The following is a 21,683-nucleotide window of genomic DNA, read 5'->3' as shown; positions in this document are numbered from 1 at the left end:
TGCGACATGGACCACCGATAGATATGATGGGTTTGGTGTAATATATTGACCTCGGGGGGAATCGGCGTTGAAAAAAAGCATTCGCACGAAGCTGATGGCGCTGCTCCTCGCGGCCACCATCGTCCCGATGACGCTGTCCATGGTCATCTCGGATTTTTATATTAAAAACCAGGTGACGAACAAGGCGATCGCGGAAAACCGCAGCCTCCTCGAGGTCGGAAAAAACAACATCCTGAACTATATGAACACGCTCAACCGGGATTCGTTAAGCGTTTACAACTCGATCAATTCGCCGACCTCCCTGTACGCCATCATCGAGCGCTTCACGGCGCCCGGCGCGGATGCGGAGACCGCAGACCTGACGTATCGCACGACGATCTACCAGCATTTGCTGAACATGTACCAGTCGAACAAAGAAATCCACCAGATCCATCTGCAGATCGGCCGCGGCGAGGACAGCTGGTCGTACCTGCTCGCGCGCGGGTTGTCGCGCGGGTTGTTCCGCAGCGGAAGGGAAACGGACGGCGGCTGGCCTGCGGGACGGGCGGACGACCCCGCGCCTTTCATGGAGCCGGCTCACAAAAGCGCGAGCTACGCGCTCGATTCGCGGCAATCCGTCTCCCCCCGGGACGTGATCACCCTCAGGCGCCCGATCATTCGCACGCCGAGCGACCAGGTCATCGGCTATTTGTCGATCGATGTGCTGCTGACCGAGCTGAACGACATGTGCGGGCGGCTCGCGTTGTCGAAGGAGGAACGGCTGTACGTGCTCGACCGCGGAGGAAATGTCGTATGCGGAACCGGGCCGGAGTCGGCCAGAACGCTTCAAGACGGCTGGACGCGCAAGCTGCTGACGGAAGGCGGCGGCAGCGGCGATTTCCAATGGTCGGATTCGGCGTTCTCCGGCTATGTCGTCTACGATACGCTGCAGACGCAGTTCATGGACTGGATCGTCGCGAAGCAGCTCCCCTACGCTTACTTGTATCAGAACGCGCAGGGCATTCGCGTGATCAACTCGCTCATCATCGCGCTGTCGCTCGTCGTTGCCGTCATTGCGACGCTGGTCGTTTCCGTTCAGTTTACCCGTCCGATCAAGAAGCTCATCGCGCGGATGAACCTGGTCCAAGCAGGGAAATGGAGCGCGGGCGCCGACGCCCGGCTCGCGAACAGCAGCGACGAGTTCGGCGTTCTGGCGCGACGCTTCGGCACGATGGTATCGACGATCGAGGAGCTGATCAACCGGGAATACAAGCTGGCGCTCGCGAACAAGACGAACCAGCTGAAGGCGATGCAGGCCCAGATCAATCCCCACTTTTTGAATAATGCGCTGCAGTCCATCGGGACGCTCGCCTTGCAGTCGAACGCGCCCAGAGTCTACGGACTCGTGGCGGCGATGGCCCGAATGATGCGCTATAGCATGAACACCGAAGAGAGCGTCGTGCCGTTGTCCGTGGAGCTCGCGCATGCCAAGGCTTACCTGGAGCTTCAGAAGCAGCGGTTCGGCGAGGATCTGGACGTCCAATACGATATCGATGCCGATGCGATGGACATTCCGGTGCCCAAGATGCTGCTCCAGCCGCTCATCGAGAATTACTTCAAGCACGGCTACGAACCCCGGGCCGCGGGCGCCGGCGGCGAAATTGCGAGCCGTTCGGGACAAATCGACCGGCCTGCGAGCGACGCGCTGCGGGTGCGGGCCAAGCTGGAGACCGATCATGCGCTGCTGCGCGTCGAAGTCGAGGATAACGGGAAAGGCATGGGGCCGGACGCGCTCGCCGGCCTTCGCGCCCGCCTGGCGCAGGCGAACGTCGAGGAAGGCGCGGGCGGACAGATCGGCCTGGCCAACGTCGGCATGCGCCTCCGTTTGTACTTCGGAGAAGAAGCGGGATTGACCGTGGACGCCTCCGCCAGAGGCGGCTTCAAGGTCGCGCTGCATATGCCGCTGCGCGGCGCGCCGCTCGCCGAGGACAGCGGGCAGGATATCGCGGATCGCACAGTCGAATCGAACAAGGGGGAACAGCCATGAAAATCGTCATCGTGGACGACGAGCGTCACGTGCGGGAAGCCGTCCGCCTGCTCATCGATTGGGAATCGCTCGGCATCAGCGAGATCCATGAAGCGGCCAACGGACAAGAGGCGGCTGCGCTGATCGACAGCGTGCGGCCGGCCATCGTCATCACCGATATGATGATGCCCGTGCAGGGAGGGCTGGACCTGCTTGCCTGGCTTCAGACGCATCGGCCCGATATCCAGAAGATCGTCATCAGCGGTCACGACGACTTCCATCTTGTGCGCGGCACGATGCAACACGGCGGACAGGACTATCTGCTGAAGCCCATCGATCCCGAGCAGCTCGCCGGCGCGCTCCGGCGCGCGGTCGCCCGATGGAGCGAACAGGATCAATCCCGCCGGCAGGCGCTCGCGCGCAGCATGGAGATCAACCAGCTTCGGCCGGTCATGCGCGACCGCATCTTCTCCGACCTGCTCGGCGGCGGCGATTCTTACGGCCATGCGCAGCTTGCCCTTCAGGGCGAGCCGGTCTTCCGGCAATCTTCCGCCTGCCTCGTCGCCGTGCTCGACCTGGGCTCCGCTTCGTCCGAAGTCGCGGAGCGCTATGCCCACAACCGGGATTTGCTGTACTTCACGCTCACCAATATCGCCGACGAAGTGCTTCGTCAAGGCAGCCGGGGGATCGCATGCCGCAATCTCCGTTCGGAGGACGAGATTCTGATCTACTTTTGGATCGACGCGAACTGGGCAGGCGGATCCGATGCGGCCGTGCAGGCGCTGCTGTCGGAGATCAACGACTGCTGTCTGCTGACGCTCAAATGCCGCTTCGACTTCGGCATCGGCATTGCCCAGCCCTTTCCCAAAGGCGCGGCGAATTCCTATCAGGCCGCCAAGGCCGCGCTGCGGGATCGCGATTTGCTGGCGGAGCGCGCCTACTATTACCGCAGCGATGCGGCGGCGGTCCGCGCATCGGCGGCCCCGCGGCTCGAAGAATACGAGGAGAGCCTGCGCCTCGCCGTCCTGAGCGGCTCGGACAAGCAGATCCGGGACGCCGCCAGCCGCCTCTTCGCCGATCTGCGCCGAATGCCGCGCATCAGCAGCGAGCAGTTCGAGCGCTGGCGGACGGCCTTCGCCGAGATGCTGCAGCGGTGGCGAGCGGCGGAGACCGCGAGCGCCGACGGCCAGCAGCGCAGCGGGCATTCGCCTGGCGACGGGTCGGACGAACCTCCGAATCCGAGCGACATTCTTCCGCTGGACGAACGCGGACGACTCGACCTGGACCGCCTGGAGACCGCGTTCCGCGACTTCCTGGCCGCCTGGTCGCGCCGTCGCGCCGCCGCAAGCCAGCAGTCGCAGAGCGCGATTCCGGCCGTCATTCGCTTTATCGAACAGCACTACAACAAAGAGCTCACCTTGCAGGATATCGCCAGCCAATTTTACTTGAGCCGGGAGTACATCTCCCGCAGATTCAAGCAAGAGACCGGCGAGAATCTCATCGATTTCCTCTGCCGCATCCGAATCGACAAAGCCAAGCTGCTCCTCGGGAACCCGCTCTTCAAGATCGCCCAGGTCGCCGAGATGGTCGGCTACGCGGACGAGAAATATTTCAGCAAAGTGTTCAAAAAGCTGACGGGCCTGTCGCCCAATCAGTTCCGCAAAAATAACGCCTGACCGCCATCCCTTCGCAATTGTACGGGAGAGCAAGCGAGGACTTGCTCCCCGACGCCGGCATGCGCTCGCGTCATCGCATCGCTCCTCCCTTCAAAGCCGATCCCCCCGCAGTTCCCATCCCGCCGACTGTCGATCTACGCGTACACCTCCACGTCATTTTGGCACATTTGAACGATATCCCCTTCGCTCAGGAATGCGATGGCTATGTTCGAGATCCGGCTGCCCGAGACAACAATGAGCTCGCCACGCACGATTCTTCGCCCTTCCTGACGCAAGGGGATACCGTTCAAACGGAAAAAACGCCCCTTTCAATCGAAAAACCCTTTGCAAGCCGGAGCGTTCCCGACAGCAAAGGGCTTCGTCGATTGGGCGATTAAACCATTCTTTAAAGGTCGAGCAGCTTGTAGAGCGCCTGCGCGCTCTCGGCGCGCGTCAGACCCGACTTCGCGTCGAACACGCGGCCGTCGCGGCCCGACAGCAGGCCAAGTCCCGCTGCGCGATCGATCGCGCCGGCGGCCCAGCCGCTGAACGCGGCTGCGTCCGCGAACGGCGCTGCCGCGCCCGTCTCGGCATCGCCTGCCGCGCTTGCCGCATCCGCGTTCGCATAGTCGTAAGCCCGCATGAGCATCACGGCCATCTCCTCGCGCGTGATGCCTTCATTCGGCGCGAACGCGCTCGCGCTCCGCCCGTTCACGATGCCTGCCTCGGCGGCCGCCGCGACAGCATCGCCGTACCAGACGCCGGGAGCGACATCGCCGAACGGCGACGCCTCCTTCTGCGGCGCGGCGAGTCCGAGGGAACGGCTAAGCATCGCCGCGAATTCGGCGCGCGTCACCTGCCGCGACGGATCGAAGCGCGCAGGCGCCGTACCGTTCACGACCTGCTTCGCGGCCAGCGACCGTACAGCCTTCCATGCCCAGTGCGCGGACGGAACGTCCGTAAATGCCGCATCGACCTGAAGCGCCGCATACTTGCTGAAGTGCGCGACGGATACGGTCAGCACCCCGTCGTCCGACCTTGCGCTTCGTACGTATTCCATTCGACCATTGTCGTCTACGTAATAGATCCCCCGCGATATCGCGGTCGGCATTCGCCGCCAGCCGGATCGAAATCTTCGCCGGCTGCGCAAGCTCATGAATGTCCTGGCTCGCTCCGTTCTCGCCAACGGCGGTAAGGGCAAAGTCGTAAACCTCCCCCGGCCAGCCGCACGTCGCGCCCTTCCCGATCTGCCTTGGCGACCAGCGCCTCGGCTTGCGAAGCGGTCAGCGGTGCGATATCGAGCGTCAACTGCGTCGTCTTTTCAACGACCCCGGCGGCCCCCGACAGCAACCCGGCCGGCAGCGATACGGTCAGGTCGCCCTTGACGAGCGTCAGCTCGCCCGACTTCAGCAGCTCCCCCTGCGTTCGCCGGGAGCACGATGCGCGTCGCGCCTGTCGGAATCTCGATCTTCACCGTACCGTCCGCGCCGGGCGTAAGCTTGTCGGCCGCGATACGCACCTCCGCCGGCCCGCTGGTCGGAGATGGTGTCGGAGTCGGTCCATTGCCGGCAGGAGGCGGCGTTGGCGTTGGTGTCGGTGTTGGTGTCGGCGTTGATGTAGGCGTCGGCGATTCGATATCGCCGCTCGTCCGCGTGATTTCCAGCTTGATCGTCTTCGTCGCCTGCGACGCCCTGCCTTTATCCGTGTAAAAAAGGCAGATTCAGCGTCTCGGCCGTCGGCTCGATATGCAGCGTAAAGACGTTCTTGCCCTGCGCGAGCGGGATATCGTTCACCAGCACGTTGCCGCGGTCGTCCATCGCGTCCGCGGGGATGGGATGCTCGTTAATAGTGAACGCTACGCCGTACGGCACCGCGGCGCGGAGCGAGAAGCTCTTCTCCTCCGTCGAATAGGCAATGTCGTCGCCGTACGATTTGCGCGGCTGATAGATCGCCATCGGCATGTCGACCCAGCGGAGCACATAATCGTCGATCGCCATTTTGTTGCCGCCCTGGTTCGCGATCCGAAGCTGCATGTTCGTGTCCGTCGAGCTGTACGCCCAGTTGCCCGGATCGGTCGTATCGTTTTGCACCCGGTTGTGGCTCGTGAACGCCTCCTTGCTCCAGTCGCCGCGGGCGTATTTATACTGAATCGACTTGCCCGCCATCATCTTGAACGAGTATTCCACGACCTCGCGTGTGGTCGCGCCGCTCGGCACCGTCAGCTTGGTCGACGACACGTTCCAGCCATTGAAGTCCCCCCGCGATCGTGATGTCGTCCGTCGTCGGCGTATAGTCCGGCAGGTGGAGACGAAGCGTCACGTCGATCATGACCAGCCTCGGCGTCACCGTTTGCGGTTCCGAGAAAGCGCGGTTGTAAGCCTGGTCGAAGGCGGCCACCTTATACGTGTACGTCGTGTCGTTGTTCACCGTGAAGTCCGTGTAGGCGCGCGCCTCCTTGGCGACGGTCGCGATCTTGCGGTACACCGCATCCGTCACGGATTGGCGGTAAATATCAAAGCCGGCGATCGATTCGTCGTCGGCCGTCCAGGACAGGCTCGCGCGGCCGGACTCCTCGAGCAGTCCGCCCAGCGCAGGCGCGGCCGGCGGCTCGGTATCGGCGTTCGACTGGTATACGGTCACCGAATTTTCTTCGGAGGACACCCAGGTCTCTTCGTTATCCGAGGAGAAAACGGCATAGTAGCGATACACGCCCGGCGCAGTCGGCTCGAAGGAAGCGCGATACACCTTCGCGGCCCCCCGCGTCTTCCTTGTAGCGCAGCGTCACGCCCACGGCGTCGGCGGAATCTCCATCCTCCGGATAAAAGTACAGCTTGCCGGGGAGATTCGGCGCCGCTTTGCCCGCATGGGCCGGATTGTCCGTAAGGCCCGGCACCGCGACGGCCACCGTGACGCCCTCGATCTTGCTGCCGACGCCCGCATAGACGATGCCCGTCACGGAGGATGGCGCCGACACCGATTGAATCGGATAATACGGCGTCGCGGATACCATGGCGCCGATCAGACTTTCCGACTGGCCGCTGTAGGCGGTAACCGCATAATAATACTTGGTTGCGTTAACGATATCGGCCTGATCCGTGTATGCGAGCGTACCCGCTTCCACGTCGCCGACCATCGTCAACGCGCCGCCCTCGATCAGCGCGCGGTAGACGCGGTAGCCTTCGGCGCCGTCAACCGCCTGCCAGGCGAGATCGACCTTGCCGTTGCCGGCCGTCGCGGTTAAGCCCTGAACCTCGGCGACCGTCCCGAGCTCGCCTGTCGATACCATCATGACGCCTGACAGCGCGGGCAGCGTCAGCTTGATCTTGCCGTTTTCCACTTGCGTCTCAATGGTGCCGCCCAGCTCATCCCGCAGCTCCAGTCCATCGGGCAGGAAGCCGGTCACGTCCGCTTCGATCTCCTTGGCCGTCTCGGAACGGTTGATCGCGACGAGGCCGCCTTTGGTCGCGGTCTTGCGGGCGAACGCGATCACGTCGCCTTCGGCGTAGGCCGCCTTCAGCTCGCCGGTGCTGAACACATCGTTGGCATGGCGAACCGCAGCCGCGTCCTGATACGTCTTGAACAGCTCCGCATAGCGGCCGACGCCCTCATAGCCGGATCCGCTGCCCGTTACGCGCTCCCAAGGGAACGTCCGTCTGGAGTCCGGATCCTTCGTGCCGGTCAGTCCGACCTCGTCTCCGTAGTAGATCGTCGGCGCGCCGGGGTAGCCCAGTTGGAACAGCGCGACGAGCGCCTGGCGCTTCAGCGCCTTGTCGGATGCCTCCGGCGCCACGATCAGATGCTCCTCCTCATAGGACGGGAAGTCCAGCTTCGTGATCGAACGCGTCGTATCGTGGGAGTCCATCAGATTCAGCATGACCTGCCAGGCCTCCTTCGGATAGTCCTCGCGGATCGATTCGAGCGTCTCGTTGAACGCCTTCGCGTCGCCGCCGATCATGAACGACTGCAGCGCGCCCCGGAAACGGTAGTTCATGACGGAATCGAACTGGTCGCCCAGCAGATAATGCGTCGCGACGCCCCATTCTTCGCCGAGAATGATCGGCTCGTCGATCGTATTTCCGCTAGCGTCCTTCAGGCCGGCCGTAGATTTGACGGCTTCCCTGAACTTTTTCCAAGTGCCCGTAGATACGTCGGGCGCGACGTCGAGCCGCCAGCCGCTCGTGCCCATCCACACCCAGCGCTGGGAGACGACCTTTTGCATCGCCTCGGCCGCTTCCGGTTCGGTCTTGCCCGACAGATCATGGCCGATGACCTCTTCGCGGTAGGCCGCATTGTTCCATTCGTGGGCCTCCTGCGGACCGCCGATCGCCTGCGCGTCTCCCTCCTGCGGCGTCATCGCATCGATCACGGGCAGCGAGTCATAGCTCCACCACGCGTCGTACTTGTAGTGCGTGTTGGTGCCGTCGCGGTCAGGCACCTTCTTGTTCTCGATCGTGAACCACGTCGTATAGGAAAAGTCCTCCGGATATTTGTAGTTGACGCCTGTCTTCGGATTGATCTTGCCGGTGTAAAAGGCTTGCGCTTCGCTCTTCGCCTGTTCGAGCGTCATGCCTGGCGCAGCGTTCTGAAGGTCGTACACCTTCGCCCAGTATTCGTAAGCGCCGATCTCGGGGTACTTCTCGTAGCGGTCGAAATAAACCGAGTCGTCGCCGACGTGGTTAAACACGCCGTCGCCGATAATGCGGATGCCTTCCGCCTTCGCGGCCTTGGCGAAATCGATGAAAATCTTGTCCGAAGCGACGCGCGTCGCCTCGTAGTTCAGGCCCGACGCCGGATCGCCCGGGGTGTTGTACACCGGCTCGCCGAACATCGGATCGAGATGCTTGTAGTCCGTCGCATCGTACTTGTGGTTGGACGCCGCCCAGGCGATCGGGTTGAAGTAGATCGTATTGACGCCGATCGACTTGAGGTAGCCGAGCTTCTGCTGAACGCCCTGCAGATCCCCGCCGTAAAATTCGTTGGTCCATACGCCGTCCGTCTTCGCGTCCGGATAATAGGGCAGGTTCTCCGGCTTGACCCGATCCGGATTTTCCGGCACGTCGCTCCACTGGCCCGCAACCTGACCCGGCGCCGGATCGTTCGCGACGCCGCCGTCAAAGTACTGCAGCGGGAATGCGTCGATCTCGCTCGTCGCGTCGGATTCGGAGCGGTTGCCCCGGTAGCCGTCCACGACCTTCGCACGGTTGTTCGTCTCGTCGCCGTCGAAGAAGCGGTCAGGGAAGATCTGATAGACGACCGCTTCCTTCATCCAGTCCGGCGTGCGGAAGTCCGCGCTGTACACGGTCAAGTCGAAAGGGACCGCGCCTTCGTCCGACACGACGCCGGTACCGCCGCGCGCGATGCTGCCGCTCTTGTCGTCGCCCAGCTCGACCTTCGTCGCCCCGTCGACCAGGATGAACTTGTAGCCCCATACGCCGATCGGCGTAAAGGTCGCCGCCGGGATCGTCGTTTCAAAGTAGTCGCTTCCCGCGACCGAAGTCGTTTTTCGCATATCGAACGTACGCGTCATTCCCTCGCCGTTCGTCAGCTCCGCCCGAGCGAGCTGGACATCGTCCTTGGAGGCCGCGACGCGAAGCGTCAGCGCCTCCGTTCCCTCCTTGAGAGCGCCGAACGGTTTCTTGAATGTCGTCGAACGGCTGTCGAACCGGATGCCCGATTTGTCGATTTTTCCGTCGAAGCCGCCGTTTTGAAGCACGCTTTTGGCGCCGAGCTGCCTGTTCGGACTGTTGTAGTCGATGGTGAAAACCGTATAGGCTTCATCCGGGATATCCAGCGCCAGATTGCCGCCGCCGTCGCCGTAGCTCTCGTCCCAGCCTGGACCGAAAGCGACTTTGGCCTCGTAACGGCCCTGCGGAATATTCGCCTGGTACTTGTAGACGCTGCCGTCAAAGTTGTAGTCGACGAAGCGCAGCGCCGAAGTGGACGGCGACCAGTCGTCGGACTCCCCCCAGCGCCCGCTGAAGGCTGCCGACGAGACGCGGCCACTTGTCCTCGCCCAGCGCAGGCGCGTATTGGGCAAGCCCCGTGACGCCAGACGCCGTGATGCGCGCCTGGCCGATCTCTTCGTTGACGTAGAAGTTTACCTTCGTCTCCTCGGCAAGCGTCAGCGAAAAATTGTCGCCGCCGTTGCTGAAGCCCTCCCATGTCCCGTTCTTGGTCAGCTTGAATTCATGCGTGCCCGACGGCAGCACGACGGAGTAGGCATAAAACCCGCCGACCAGATGCTTCATGCGCCCTGCTGAGGTGGCCGGCGCTTGGTTCCAGTCGGTAAACGACCCGGCCACGACCCACTGGCTCTCTCCCCCGGGCTGGTCCGCGAATGCGTCCGCCGCGATGGCAGCGCTTGCAACGTTAACGACGCCTAGCCCTGCAAAAAGCTGTAAGGCCAACAGCCCCGCGGTCCACCATGCGATCTGCCTGCGAATACGCGTCCATGCGATTGACATGATCTTAACAATCCTCCTATGCCGAGTTCTGAATGGTTCGCAAACCCGGCGCAAAACAACGGCGAATCCCTCGATGCGCGATGTAATGCCGTCCCTTTGCGCAAACGTTTGCATTAATTTCTATAAAATAGCATATCACCTCGCCGAAAATACTGTCAATAAACAATGTAAGCGTTAACCAATGTTTGATGAAAGTACGACGACTGTGCAAGTCGTTGCACAAAGCCTTCGATTCTATCCCATCGCGGCCCTTTCCGGCCATAAAAAAAAGGCTGCCTCAAAGACAGCCTCTCGTTTCGGGTCGTACCGAACCATTCGCCTCTACGCCGGGTTTATCCCTTGACGCTGCCCAGTTTGATCCCGCTGACGAAATACTTCTGCAAAAAAAGGATAGACGAGCAAAATCGGAACCGCGGCTACGACCATTTGCGCCGCCTTGACGGAACGGTCGTTCAACTGCGCGAGTCGCTGCGCGTCCGTAGCCGACATCGTCTGGAAGTCGAACTTGACGACGATCGTCTGCAGGTAGCTTTGCAGCGGGTAATGCGCGGCGTCCCGCATATAAATCAGGCCGTCGAACCAGGCATTCCAATGCCCCACGACGCAGAAAAGCGTGATCGTCGCGATCGCCGGCGTGGAGATCGGCACATAGATCTGCCACAGCGTGCGCCAGTGGCCCGCGCCGTCGATCATCGCCGCGTCCTCGAGCTCCTCGGGCACTTGCCTGAAGAAGTTCAGCATGAGGATCAGGTTGAACACGGTAACCGCGCCCGGCAGAATAAGCGCCCAGAGCGTGTCCATGATTCCGATCTCCTTGATCAGGATGTAGGTCGGAATCAGGCCGCCGTTGAACAGCATCGTAAAGAAAAAGATCCAAACGTACAGCGTTCTGGCGCGCAGCTTATCCCCCCGTCATCGACAGCGGATAGGCGAGCAGAATGACGAGCAGCACATTGACTGCCGTGCCGAGCGCGGCTCGCTGGAGCGTGACGCCGAACGCCTTCCAAAACGCGCTTCGCTCCAGCACGTAGACATACGGTTCCCACGTAAAGCGCACCGGCCACAAAGTCACCAGGCCGCCGGATACGGCGGCGTTGTCGCTGAACGACAAGGCGATTACGTGAACGAGCGGCAGCAGACACAGTACGGCCGTCAGGCCGAGCAGCACATAGTTGAACACGCTAAATATTTTCTGACCGCGGGTTTGTCTGAGCAGCAATGCGATTCCCTCCTGAGAAAAGGCGGTACTTGAACAGCCGGTAAGCAACCAGATAGGATGTCGAAATCAAGATGAAGGATACGAGCGACTTGAGCAAGCCGACGGCGGTCGAGGGTCCGAACTGCGTCTGCTGAAGTCCCATCCGGTACACCATCGTATCGACGATGTCGCCCGACTCGTATACCTGAGGACTGTACAAATTAAAAATCTGATCGAAGCCGGCGTCGAGCACGGTACCGAGACTAAGCACCATCAGCAGCACGATGATCATATGCATGCCCGGAAGGGTAACGTGCCAGGTCTGCTTCCAGCGCCCCGCCCCGTCGGCCGCCGCCGCCTCATAGAGCGAAGGATCGATGCTCGTAATGGCGGCCAGGTAAATGATCGTGTTGAAGCCGAAAGTCTTCCAAATATCCGAGACGACCATCGTGTAAGGGAACCAGGCGTTCTCGCCAAGGAAAAAGATGGGTCCGACGCCCAGCCAGCCGAGGAACTTGTTGACGATTCCCGTGGACGGCGACAAAATATCGATCAGGATTCCGCCCAGAATGATCCACGACAGGAAATAAGGAAAATAAATGATCGTCTGCGTCGCGCGCTTGAAAAACACGTTGCGAACTTCGTTGAGCAGCAGCGCGAAGGCGATCGGCACGACCAGGCCGGCTATGATCTTGAGCGCGGCGATCCGCAGCGTATTCCAGACGACCTGCCAGATCGTCGGCATGGAGAAGACATAGTCGAAGTTGTCCAGGCCGACCCATTCCTGCCCGCCGAACAAACCCTTGAGCGGAATGAAGTTCTGGAAGGCGATCGTGACGCCGACCATCGGAACGTACGAAAAGATTAAAATCAAGACAAGACCCGGGAGCAGCATAAAGTGAAGCGGCATCTCGCGTTTGGTCTTGTAGCCGAACCTGAATGACCGTCTCCTCCCGTTGCCCAAGGCCGGTGTTGGCTTGCTCATCCTTCACGCCTCCTCTCGATGAATAGAAGCAAGCGCCGCAGGTCAAGACGGCGCTTGCGGGTATAGGACTGCCTCGCGCTTACTTGCCGAGCTCCGCGTTGACCTCTTGCGTAACTTTGTCTCCGCCCAGCTTGTTCCATTCGGCAACCATCTTGTCGAAGCCTTGATCGGCGTCCGTCTTGCCCATGATGATCGCGGTCAGCGTCGTGACGATCAGCTCGTCCATGGAGCTGCCCCGCGTGATCTGCGTCGGCGTCGGCGCGCCCAGATAGGCGTTCCACACGACTTGATCCGGATAGGATTGATCCACGTAGGCGAACGGCGTGTCCTTCGGTCCGAACATCATCTCGAACGTCCACATGCCGGACTTGATGTTCGCGTAGAAGCCGGCTGCCGTGCCGCCCAGGCTGTCCGTCGTTCCGTTCTCGATCGCCGCCTTGATGTCCTGATGCGCCTTCAGGTCGATCATCGGGTCCAGCGTATAGATCGGAGACATCTGCCAGATGTTCTCTACGCCGTTCTCCCCGTAGTACTTGCTGAATTCAGCATCTTTTCCGAACAGCGCTTCCACGTAAACATTGAACATTTTGACGAGATTTTCCGGGTTCTTCGTTCCCTTCTTGACCGCGACATAGCTGTCCTTGCCGATCGTCAGAGATACCTTGGTCGGACTGCCGTCCTTGGAAGGCAACGGCACGACGATCCACTTGGCGTTCGGATCGTTCTGGATCGTCTTGTCGATCGTGAACGCCGACCAGTGCGGCCCGTAGAACATGCCTGTCTTGCCGGAGACGACCGATTCCATCGACTTGGCGTTGTCCTTGGTGCCGAACTCCTTGTCGATGATGCCTTCCTTGTACATCGTCTGGAGCATGGCGAGCGGTTCCTTCATCTCGGGCTGAACGAAGCCCCGTACCGCCTTGCCGTCCCTTTCCACCCACATGTCGGGCGAAGGGTCGGCGCCGTATCCCCAGAAGAAGCCCTTCATGTTATTGCGGAACGCGTTGTCGATCTGCAGGCCGAACGTATCCGGCTTGCCGTTGCCGTCCGGGTCCCCCTCCTTGAACGCCTTCGCGATCTTATAGACGTCGTCCATCGTTTTCGGACGCTCGAGACCGAGCTTCGTCAGCCAATCCTCGCGTATCCACAGATGGTTGTAGCCGTTCGTGGACGGCATTTTGAGCGGAATCGCGTAGATCTTGCCGTCCTTGGTGACCGGTTCGAATACGCGCGCCGTCTCCGCCTCGATGATGCTCTTCAGCAGCTCGGAGCCGTATTGCTTGTAGGCGTCGGTCAGATCCTCCAGCGCGCCCGCGTCCATCAGCTGCTTCATATCGGATTCGCTCGTGACGTTGAACATGTCGGGCAGATCGTTGGACGCCATCGCGAGCTTGAACTGCTGATCGTAGGTCGGACTGGCCGTGACCATCTTGTAATCTACGGAAACGTTCAGCTTTTCCTTAAACAAACGGGTCCAGCGATTATCGGCGAGCGTCTCGCCCGTTTGCGATTCCAGCAGCTTGATCGGATCGCTGTTCGGATCGATGTTGCGTCCGAACGTATACGTAACCGGACTGTTGCCTGCGCTTTCGGACGAGGCCGTTTGCGCAGAACCGCTCGATGCTGCCGGTGTCGTCTCTTTGTTTTCCGAACTTTCCGATGATTTCGAACAAGCCGCGACGCCGAAAGCCATCATGACCGCCATTCCGCTTAGAGCCCATTTTTTTCTCATTTTGATCCCCTTTCTTGTTTTGGCCGCTTGAAATAACACCTGTTATGCAGCGATGCGCGACAAAGATTCCGGAGTCGTTCTCCCGTCCGGGCTGGAATGCGCTTACATGCACCTTTGTATCGCTCGCATCGTCTGGCTTTATGTTAGCCGATCGGCCCCCCTGTTCGTATTTAGCGGATATCGCACAATATTCGAAGTTGTCAGTCAGGTCGAAGCTTGGTAAGCTTAAGGCGTTTCCGGTCCGTTTGCACATTATTGAAATCGCTATCTAACGGAGGTGGACGCTCGTGCTCATTCGAGAACACGGAACGCTGAAACTGCAACCCGCGGGCGCCGGCGGCGTTCATCCTTATCATGAGATTCTGTACATCGATTCCGGCGACTCCGAGCTCCAATGGATGGGCAGACGGTACAAGCTCGCCTACCCCGTTCTGCTCGTCATCCCCGCTCATACGCCGCATTGGCTTACGCCCTGCGCGTCCGGGGTCCGCGGATGGTATATGGAAGCCGATATCCGGCAGGACCTGCTTCCCGGTTATGAGGTGATCCTCCAGTGGAACCAGATGCAGAGCGGCGCGGACCGCATCGCTTGGTCGCGGACGCTGGCTGCGGGGGTAGCCGGCGTCACCTCGGTTATCGCATCCTACGAAGCCGGCGAGCTAGGTTCGCACACCGTTCATCAACTGCTCGAATGCGACATTCGCAAGCTGCTTCTGCTCGTTCGAAGCGCGGTGGCCGTCTCCGCGCATACGGCATCGTCCCAGGATTCCAATCCGTCCATGCCGCCCGTCGAGCGCCACTTATACCCGCTGCTTCGTTATATGGAGCGTTTCTATACCGACAATATTACCATCGAGGATCTCTCGCGGATGTGCAATCTGACGCCGTCCTACGTCATCCGGTTATTCAAGCAAACTTTCGGCGCGACGCCGATTCAATACTTACAGGAACTGCGGCTCAAGGCGGCGATCAGCTATCTGGGCTCGACCGATTTGCCCGTGCAGCAGATCGCCGAGTTGACCGGCTTCTCCAATCTGCATTATTTCAGCAGGATGTTTAAAATGAAGGTCGGCGAGAGTCCATCGACCTGGAGGAAACGAAGGGCCGCCCATGGCCCGCTGCTGCCGATCGCGCAAGGCTATGATTCCTGGCGCTAGCGCGCAGCTTAGCCGCTTTCTGCGGTATTCGGCTCGCGCAGGTTCTCGTACCAAGATCAAAAAAGGTCCCAGGCGCCGGCTTTTCGGCGTATGGGACCTTTTCTCGTTTTTTCGCCGGCTCTTCAGACGAGAAAGACGGCAACCAGCGTCGTAACGGTGAGCCCGATCAGCACCGGGACCAGATTGCGCCGCGCCAGCTCGAACGGGCTGACGCCGCAGATGGCGGCCGCGGGGATGAGCGCCCAGGGAATGATCGTCCCGCCGCCTACCCAGATCGCCGCGATCTGCCCAAGCGCCGTCAACGTATCGGTACCGCCGACCGAAGCGCCGAACATATTGGCGATGGAGCCCGCCAGCGAGATGCCGGAAAAGCCCGAACCGTCGAGGCCGGTAATCGCGCCGACGACGGTCAGCGTCACGGCGCTCACCGCGCCGTTCAACGGCACCGTATGGGCAAGCGCGACGCCAAGATCGTTCACGATGCCGTGCGAGCCCGCCGGCAGCTTGCCGATGAGATCTCCGAACGCCGAATCTCCGAGATAAAAGAAGGCCGCGATCGGGATGACGGGGCCGAATACGCGAAAGCCGAACTGCAATCCCTCGATAAGATAATCCGTCGTCGCTTCAAGCCCCCCGGTCGCCGTGCGCCAGCAGCGTCACCGCGATGAGGATGAGCACGGCCGTGCCCCCCGATCAGCGCCGTGGCATCGCCCCCCTTGCAGATCGAAGACGATCATGGCCCCGACATCGGCCAGGAATAGCAGCGGCACGATCGCGGCGAGCAGCCGCTTAAGCGCGGGCGCCATCGGAATCGCGTCGTTCTTCCCGCCGGCGTCTCTTGGCGAAGCCTCCGCGACCAAGCCGTCGCGGAACGCGCCTCGTTTCAAGTCCCTGCGCATCAGCCAAAAAGCCGTTGCCGTCGTGACGATCCCCATTACCGCAACGAGCGGAACGCTCGCCTCCATGACCTGCGCCACGGGAAGACCTGCCGCGTCGGCCGTCAGCTTGGGCGCGCCTTGTATGATATAGTCGCCGGACAGCGCGATGCCGTGTCCGAACAAATTCATCGCCATCGCGGCCCCGAGCGCCGGCAGTCCGACCCGCGTGGCGACCGGCAGCAGCACGGCCCCGATCAGCGCGACGCCGGGGGACGGCCAGAAAAACCACGAGGTGATCATCATGATGATCCCGATGCCCCAATAGGCCATCGCGGGCGTCCGTATGAACCGCGTCAGCGGCGAGACCATGACTTCGTTGATCCCGGTCCGAATCAGAATCCGGCTCATCGAGACGATGATCGAAATGATGAGGATCGTGCCGATCAGCTCTTTTATGGCATAAATAAAGCTGTTGAATATGCCGGATACCGAGCTGCCGAGACTGTCCGTCGCGATCAAGCCCAGCGCCAGAATGCCGCACACGCACACCAGCATCGTATCGCGGCGCATGACGAGCATCGCCATAATAAATAAAATAAAAGCCAGGTACACCCAGTGCAAGGATGTCAGGGCTATCTCCACCGTCATCACCCTCTGCCTCTCCCGAAGACTGCTGCATCTTATGCAGGGAGGCGGGCGGGCGTTCGTCCCGGGGCGCCGGGCGGTGTCCTCCTTTCGCGCTTCGACAATGCGTTCAAAAGGCGGGGCGTCGCGCAGCCCGAGACACAGATTGTCCCGAATCGTACCGCTGAAGAAGAAGTTATCCTGCGGAATGTATGCGATACGACTTCGCAGCGCATCGAGACCGAGTGCATTGGTACCCTGCAGGTCGGTACCTGCGATTTCTCTTAATTTGGAGAGTTGTACTTTGCGGCGATAGTGCAGGGCAACTGTAGCGAGGCACGCGATGCCGCAGTCTTTTTGGTCGTTTGGCTTGACGCAATATTTCTTTCTATATAGGATAGCCATAACCTTTCTCTCGGCTTACACATAAGAATCAGGGAACTATTTTCTGACTTTAGCTGCTATAAAGAAAATAATTGATCCTGCCAAGGTGGGAAAGGCAATTCCCAATAAATATAGAGGTACATTTTCATATCGAGCGTAACTGAAAGCTATCGTGAACAGGAATACGATAAAAGAGACAAAAAAAAAGCGCCGAGACAACATACAGTGCCGTTTTTACGTTTCTTGTAACTCTCTCCAAAGTTCCACGTCCTTACTTCAAAAGTGATAAGATGAACACTCGACTAAACAAGTGTTCATCTTCTGAATTAATATTTAATAATTCCCGACATCTCAGAAGCGCTAATTCCGTATACAGCAGTTCCGATGACTTGTAAAATGGCGTGACCATGTGTTGCAGAAATCAACGGTCCCTCTCTGGAGACTCCTCTTTCAGAAAGAAAATCTCCCAATTTAGCAATCTCATCAACAATTTCTTGGGCAAACATTTTCTTTCGACATGAAACTAGATTATATTGCTTAAATTCTACGCCTTCTTTTATTTCGTTAGTTAAGTTCATCGCGTTCACCTCAAGCAAACCTTTGTTATGGCTCTCATCATATCAATAACATTCACCGTCTGATATATCCCAAATGGGATATTTTTTATTATGAAACTTCTTCTTACATTTTCTCCGATTGAATCACAAACCTTGCGCTTATGCTTGCTTTTCCCAGGCAGCTATATCTACGCGAAAGAACCGCCCTGACGCCAGAGCGGTTCTTTCGCTATTGGAGTTACGAAGATCTCGAGGCAAACCTCGCCACTAGGCAGTTGCGATGTGCGCCGCTTCTTCCTGCCAATCCTGCTCGCGCTCCAGCCGCCACATGCGCCAATACAGGCCGCGCTCGCGAAGCAGTTCAGCATGGGTTCCTCGCTCGCGCACGCTCCCTTGGTCCAGCACCAGAATCTCATCCATCCGAGCGAGCCCGGACAGTCTGTGCGTGGCCCACAGCACAGCCTTGTCCTTGAGCGCAGCCTCCATGTTGTCTTCGAATGCGCGCGCCGTCAACGCGTCAAGGCCGGTCTCGGGCTCGTCGAACAAGATGGCCGGCGCGTCCAGCAGCAATGCCCGCGCCAGCGCGAGCCGCTGGCGCTCGCCTCCGGACAGCGAGGCGCCCCACTCGCCGATGACCGTGCCATAGCCTTCTGGCAGCGCAGATAGCTTGTCGCCGATAAGCGCCTGATGTGCGGCGCGGCGCATATCTTCATCGGAGGCGTCTGGCCTGCCGAGCCGGATATTGTCCGCCGCGGACGCGTTAAATACCTGCACACGCTGCGAGACGTACCCGAAGAGAAGCGACGCATCCCCCTCCTGAGTCTCCTTCAGGTCGCAGCCGTTCAGCCGGATACTCCCGCCGTCAATCTCGCGCAGACCGAGCAGGCACTGCAACAGCGTGCTCTTGCCCGCGCCGCTCGGGCCTACGACGGCAATTCGTCTGCCGGGCCGCAGCGTCAAGGACAGATCCCGCAGCGCGTAAGGCGCGTCCGGGCCATAGCGGCATGACAGGGCGCGCACCTGCAGCGCCCAGTCGGACCCGGCCGCTTCCAGCAAGGCAGGCACAGCCCTTTGCGACGCGGCGGGACCACGCGATGCTGCCGCAGTCTCTCGGTCTGCGTCTACCGTCGCCGCGCGCGCCTTACAAAGCCCTCGCTCTCCTGCGGCCTCCGCCTCGTCCGCCATGGCGAACAGCCGCTCGGCGGATTCCATCGTATGGCCCAACTCCTGGAATGCCGCAGGCAGCGGCGTCACAGCCTCGAAGCAGGCCAGCGCGATCATCGCCACGGCCGGGATGTATAGCCCTTCGAGGCGCCCGTTCGCGGTCAGCCATGCGGCGCAGAGAAGCACAAGCCACAGGGTCACATGCGCCAATGCGAGCATGGCACCGTTCGTGAACGCGCCCAGCCGGTTCAATCCGCTCTGCAGCCGATCGAGGCGCGCTTGCCCGGCCGCGATCCGATCGATTCGGTCGCGCGTGCGCCCGAATATCGCGGCTTCGGTCAGTCCCGCGAGCAAATCGGCGGTTTCCGCATAGAGCCGGCCGCGTCCCGCCGCCAATTCACGCCCTTTGCGGCGGCCGGCGCGGACGTTGATCCAGGGCAGGCCGACGCCCGCAACGAGCAGCATGCCTCCCAGGATCGCGCCCAGGTATGGATCGAACGCCGCCAGCAAAGCTGTGCCGAGCAGCGCGGTGAGCGCGGCTGCGATCGGCGGCGCAATGACGCGCAGATACAGGTTCTGGAGCTGCTCGACGTCGCTCATCATGACGCCGAGCACGTCGCCGCCGCTGCGGCGCTCGAGCAGCGTGACGCCGCCGCGTTCCAGCCGTTCGTAGAGCCATACGCGGATGCGCTGCAGGATGCGAAACGTCAGATCGTGAGACGCCAGGCGTTCCAAGTAACGCAGCACCCCGCGCGAGATGCCAAAAAAACGGACGCCGACGATCGGCACAAACAGCAGCAGTACCGTTTCCGGGCGCAGAGCCGCCTTGGCGATGAGATAGCCAGAGGTGCCCATGAGTCCCACGTTCGCGGCGACGGTCGCGAAGCCGAGCAACGCAGCGAGCGCGAGACGGCCTTTGTACGGCCTCAGGAAGCCCAGCAGCCGTCGCCAGGAACCGCCATGCGCCCCCCGTGTCTCCGTTCGCCGCGCGATTCGCAGGCTCGCCCGCCCCAAAACCCGGCGCTGTCGGCGCCCCGGGCGCTCCCGCCCAGGCAGGCGCACCTTCGCCTTTACGAAGGTCGCCTTGCAACGGCGCGGCTTCATTCGCGGCGAACCGCGGCTTGCCGCACGGCGCTTAGCGCAGGCTTCTCCTCGCTGCTGGAAGCCGCGGACAGGCGCGCGTACAGACCGTCCGAGGCCAGCAGTTGGGCTGGCGTCCCGATTTCCGCGAGCTTTCCGTCCGCCAGCACGACGACGAGATCCGCTCCCTGCACCGTCTCCAGCCGATGCGCGACCGTGACGGACATGCGTCCCCGCAGCAGCGTATCCAGCGTCCGGCGAAGCTCGGCCTCGCGTATGGCATCGAGTCCTGCCGTAGGCTCGTCGAACAGGAGCAGCGGCGCGTCCTTGAGCAGCGCCCGCGCGATCGCCAGCCGCTGCTGCTGCCCGCCGGACAGCCGGGCCGATTCGCCTATAACGGTATCCAGCCCCTGCGGCAGCGCAGCCAAGACATCCGCCGCGCCCGACAGCTCCAGCGCCCGCAGCACCTCGGCTTCTGTCGCGCCGGGGCGACCGTACGCGACATTGTCGCGTACGGTTCCCGGGAACAGCTTCGGCTGCTGCGGCACGCCGGACAGCTCTTCGCGCCACGACGCCATCGACAGCTCCGCCATGTCGACGCCGTCGATATAAACGGCCCCGGCCGTCGGCCGCACGAAGCCCTGCAGCAGATCGAGCAGCGTGCTCTTGCCCGCGCCGGTCGGCCCGATGACGGCGACCCGCTGGCCGGGACGGATCGTCAGCGACAGCCCGCTCACCGCGTCGCGCGCCGCGCCCGGATACCGGACGCTCACGCCGCGGAGCTCGATCGTGCGTCCCGCCTTCCGCATCGGCGGCAGCTCCTTTCCGTCCGCCCGCTCGGGCCAGCCCGCTCCCGCCATTCCGAGCAGCTCCACGATGCGCTTAATCGCGCTCATGCCCGCCGCGCTGGCATGGAACTGCGTGCCGACGGCGCGCACCGGCGCATAGAACTCCGGCGTCAGCAGCAGCACGAGAAACGCCTGCTCGAACCCGATCCCCCCCGTCCGCCAGGCGCAGTCCCAGGAAGACGGCCACGACCGCGGTGCTCAGCGTCGCGAACAGCTCCATCACGAACGCCGACAGGAAGGCCAGCCGCAGCGTGCCCATCGTCTCGCGGCGGTAATCGTCGCTGAGACGATCGATGATCTCGATCTGCGCGCGGCTGCGACCGAACGCCTTTAACGTAGGCAGCCCCCGGACGACGTCCAGGAAGTGTCCGCCCAGACGCCCGAGCTGCTTGAACTGCTTGGCGGCCTTGCTCTTGGCGGCGACGCCGACCAGAATCATGAACAGGACGAGCAAGGGCATCGTCACCGCCAGCACGACCGCCGATATGAGGTCGAGCCGCAGCGCGACGGCGAAGACGGCCGCGGGGACGAGCATCGACAGCGCGACCTGCGGCAAATATTTCGACAAGTACGCTTCAAGCTGCTCCACGCCCTCGTGAACCGTGCCGAGCAGCTCGCCCGAACGCTCGCCGCCGATGCCCCGCGGGCCCAGCTCCGCCAGCTTGGCAACCAGACGGACGCGCAGCTCGCCCTTAATTCGCAGCGCCATCTGCGCGGACGCATGCTCGCCTGCCGCCTGAAGAACGGCGCGGAGCGCGATCCACAGCAGCAACACGGCGAACGCCGGCAGCAGCGGCGCAAGCGGCGAACCCCGGAGGAATGCGCGGTCCGCGATATCCGCGATCCACGCCGCCTCCAGGATCAGCAGCATGCCCGCGCAGAGACCGAGACCGATGCTGAAGGCGAACAGCTTGCGCACGCCGGACACCTGGCGGAACAGCTCCCGCATCAT

General features: G+C 61.3%; 16 protein-coding genes and 3 pseudogenes. 4 read left to right on the top strand and 15 right to left on the bottom strand.

The window, feature by feature from the left end; genetic code table 11:
- Positions 1–67 precede the first annotated feature (67 nt).
- The 3 genes from OMP40_RS10190 to OMP40_RS10180 are packed head-to-tail and all read left to right on the top strand — an operon-like array spanning position 68 to position 4,058.
- Positions 68–2,026: a cache domain-containing sensor histidine kinase gene (locus OMP40_RS10190; RefSeq protein WP_277531117.1), complete on the top strand. Its 1,959-nt coding sequence runs from the start codon at positions 68–70 to the stop codon at positions 2,024–2,026.
- Positions 2,023–3,681, top strand: a complete 1,659-nt coding sequence (locus OMP40_RS10185) for a response regulator transcription factor (protein WP_277531116.1) — start codon at positions 2,023–2,025, stop codon at positions 3,679–3,681. The genes OMP40_RS10190 and OMP40_RS10185 overlap by 4 nt, the downstream gene beginning before the upstream one ends.
- 41 nt (positions 3,682–3,722) lie before the next feature.
- On the top strand, positions 3,723–4,058 hold the full coding sequence (locus tag OMP40_RS10180; protein WP_277531114.1) for a hypothetical protein: 336 nt from the start codon (positions 3,723–3,725) through the stop codon (positions 4,056–4,058).
- A gap of 8 nt (positions 4,059–4,066) precedes the next feature.
- Here the strand turns inward: OMP40_RS10180 and OMP40_RS10175 are convergent, their stop codons facing one another.
- The 9 genes and pseudogenes from OMP40_RS10175 to OMP40_RS10135 all read right to left on the bottom strand — a co-directional run bounded on the left by OMP40_RS10175 (position 4,067) and on the right by OMP40_RS10135 (position 14,039).
- A complete protein-coding gene (locus OMP40_RS10175; RefSeq protein WP_277531112.1) occupies positions 4,067–4,816 on the bottom strand; it encodes an S-layer homology domain-containing protein in 750 nt (249 codons plus the stop codon).
- Between the two features lie 165 nt (positions 4,817–4,981).
- On the bottom strand, positions 4,982–5,179 hold the full coding sequence (locus OMP40_RS10170) for a hypothetical protein (protein ID WP_277531110.1): 198 nt from the start codon (positions 5,177–5,179) through the stop codon (positions 4,982–4,984).
- Between the two features lie 178 nt (positions 5,180–5,357).
- Positions 5,358–5,846: a hypothetical protein gene (locus OMP40_RS10165; protein ID WP_277531109.1), complete on the bottom strand. Its 489-nt coding sequence runs from the start codon at positions 5,844–5,846 to the stop codon at positions 5,358–5,360.
- Entirely contained in the window at positions 5,800–6,405 is a 606-nt protein-coding gene (locus tag OMP40_RS10160) for a hypothetical protein (protein ID WP_277531108.1), read from the bottom strand. The genes OMP40_RS10165 and OMP40_RS10160 overlap by 47 nt, the downstream gene beginning before the upstream one ends.
- Positions 6,335–9,589, bottom strand: coding sequence for an alpha-amylase family glycosyl hydrolase (locus OMP40_RS10155; RefSeq protein WP_420871955.1), 3,255 nt, complete (start codon positions 9,587–9,589; stop codon positions 6,335–6,337). The genes OMP40_RS10160 and OMP40_RS10155 overlap by 71 nt, the downstream gene beginning before the upstream one ends.
- On the bottom strand, positions 9,564–10,124 hold the full coding sequence (locus OMP40_RS10150) for a pullulanase X25 domain-containing protein (protein WP_277531106.1): 561 nt from the start codon (positions 10,122–10,124) through the stop codon (positions 9,564–9,566). Before OMP40_RS10150 ends, OMP40_RS10155 begins: the two co-directional genes overlap by 26 nt.
- A 332-nt stretch (positions 10,125–10,456) precedes the next feature.
- A pseudogene (locus OMP40_RS41430) lies at positions 10,457–11,343 on the bottom strand (carbohydrate ABC transporter permease).
- Complete coding sequence (locus OMP40_RS10140; protein ID WP_277531104.1) at positions 11,306–12,307, bottom strand: ABC transporter permease; 1,002 nt, start codon at positions 12,305–12,307, stop codon at positions 11,306–11,308. The pseudogene OMP40_RS41430 and the gene OMP40_RS10140 overlap by 38 nt, the downstream one beginning before the upstream one ends.
- A 79-nt stretch (positions 12,308–12,386) precedes the next feature.
- Positions 12,387–14,039, bottom strand: a complete 1,653-nt coding sequence (locus OMP40_RS10135; RefSeq protein WP_277531102.1) for an extracellular solute-binding protein — start codon at positions 14,037–14,039, stop codon at positions 12,387–12,389.
- A gap of 287 nt (positions 14,040–14,326) precedes the next feature.
- Between OMP40_RS10135 and OMP40_RS10130 the strand changes: the two genes are divergently transcribed.
- Positions 14,327–15,196 (top strand): helix-turn-helix domain-containing protein, encoded by an 870-nt coding sequence (locus OMP40_RS10130; protein ID WP_277531101.1) that lies wholly within the window; start codon positions 14,327–14,329, stop codon positions 15,194–15,196.
- A 122-nt stretch (positions 15,197–15,318) separates the two neighbouring features.
- On the opposite strand, the pseudogene OMP40_RS10125 reads toward OMP40_RS10130, so the two are convergent.
- From OMP40_RS10125 to OMP40_RS10105, 6 genes and pseudogenes are all read right to left on the bottom strand, one after another.
- Positions 15,319–16,716 (bottom strand): annotated as a pseudogene (locus tag OMP40_RS10125) (hypothetical protein).
- Positions 16,717–16,938: 222 nt separating this feature from the next.
- Positions 16,939–17,103: pseudogene (locus OMP40_RS41425) on the bottom strand (cysteine peptidase family C39 domain-containing protein); the annotation flags it as partial.
- 305 nt (positions 17,104–17,408) lie between these two features.
- Positions 17,409–17,669, bottom strand: coding sequence for a hypothetical protein (locus OMP40_RS10120; RefSeq protein WP_277531099.1), 261 nt, complete (start codon positions 17,667–17,669; stop codon positions 17,409–17,411).
- 237 nt (positions 17,670–17,906) lie between these two features.
- Positions 17,907–19,907: a thiol reductant ABC exporter subunit CydC gene (gene cydC / locus OMP40_RS10115; RefSeq protein ID WP_277531097.1), complete on the bottom strand. Its 2,001-nt coding sequence runs from the start codon at positions 19,905–19,907 to the stop codon at positions 17,907–17,909.
- The gene (locus tag OMP40_RS10110) at positions 19,904–20,854 is read right to left on the bottom strand and encodes an ABC transporter ATP-binding protein/permease (RefSeq protein WP_277531095.1); all 951 of its coding nucleotides are present in this window, start codon (positions 20,852–20,854) and stop codon (positions 19,904–19,906) included. Before OMP40_RS10110 ends, cydC begins: the two co-directional genes overlap by 4 nt.
- Complete coding sequence (locus tag OMP40_RS10105; protein WP_277531092.1) at positions 20,766–21,683, bottom strand: ABC transporter transmembrane domain-containing protein; 918 nt, start codon at positions 21,681–21,683, stop codon at positions 20,766–20,768. Before OMP40_RS10105 ends, OMP40_RS10110 begins: the two co-directional genes overlap by 89 nt.

This window comes from Cohnella rhizosphaerae (genome assembly GCF_029525575.1).
Classification (GTDB): domain Bacteria; phylum Bacillota; class Bacilli; order Paenibacillales; family Paenibacillaceae; genus Cohnella; species Cohnella rhizosphaerae.
This window is presented reverse-complemented; position numbering and strand designations above follow the sequence as displayed.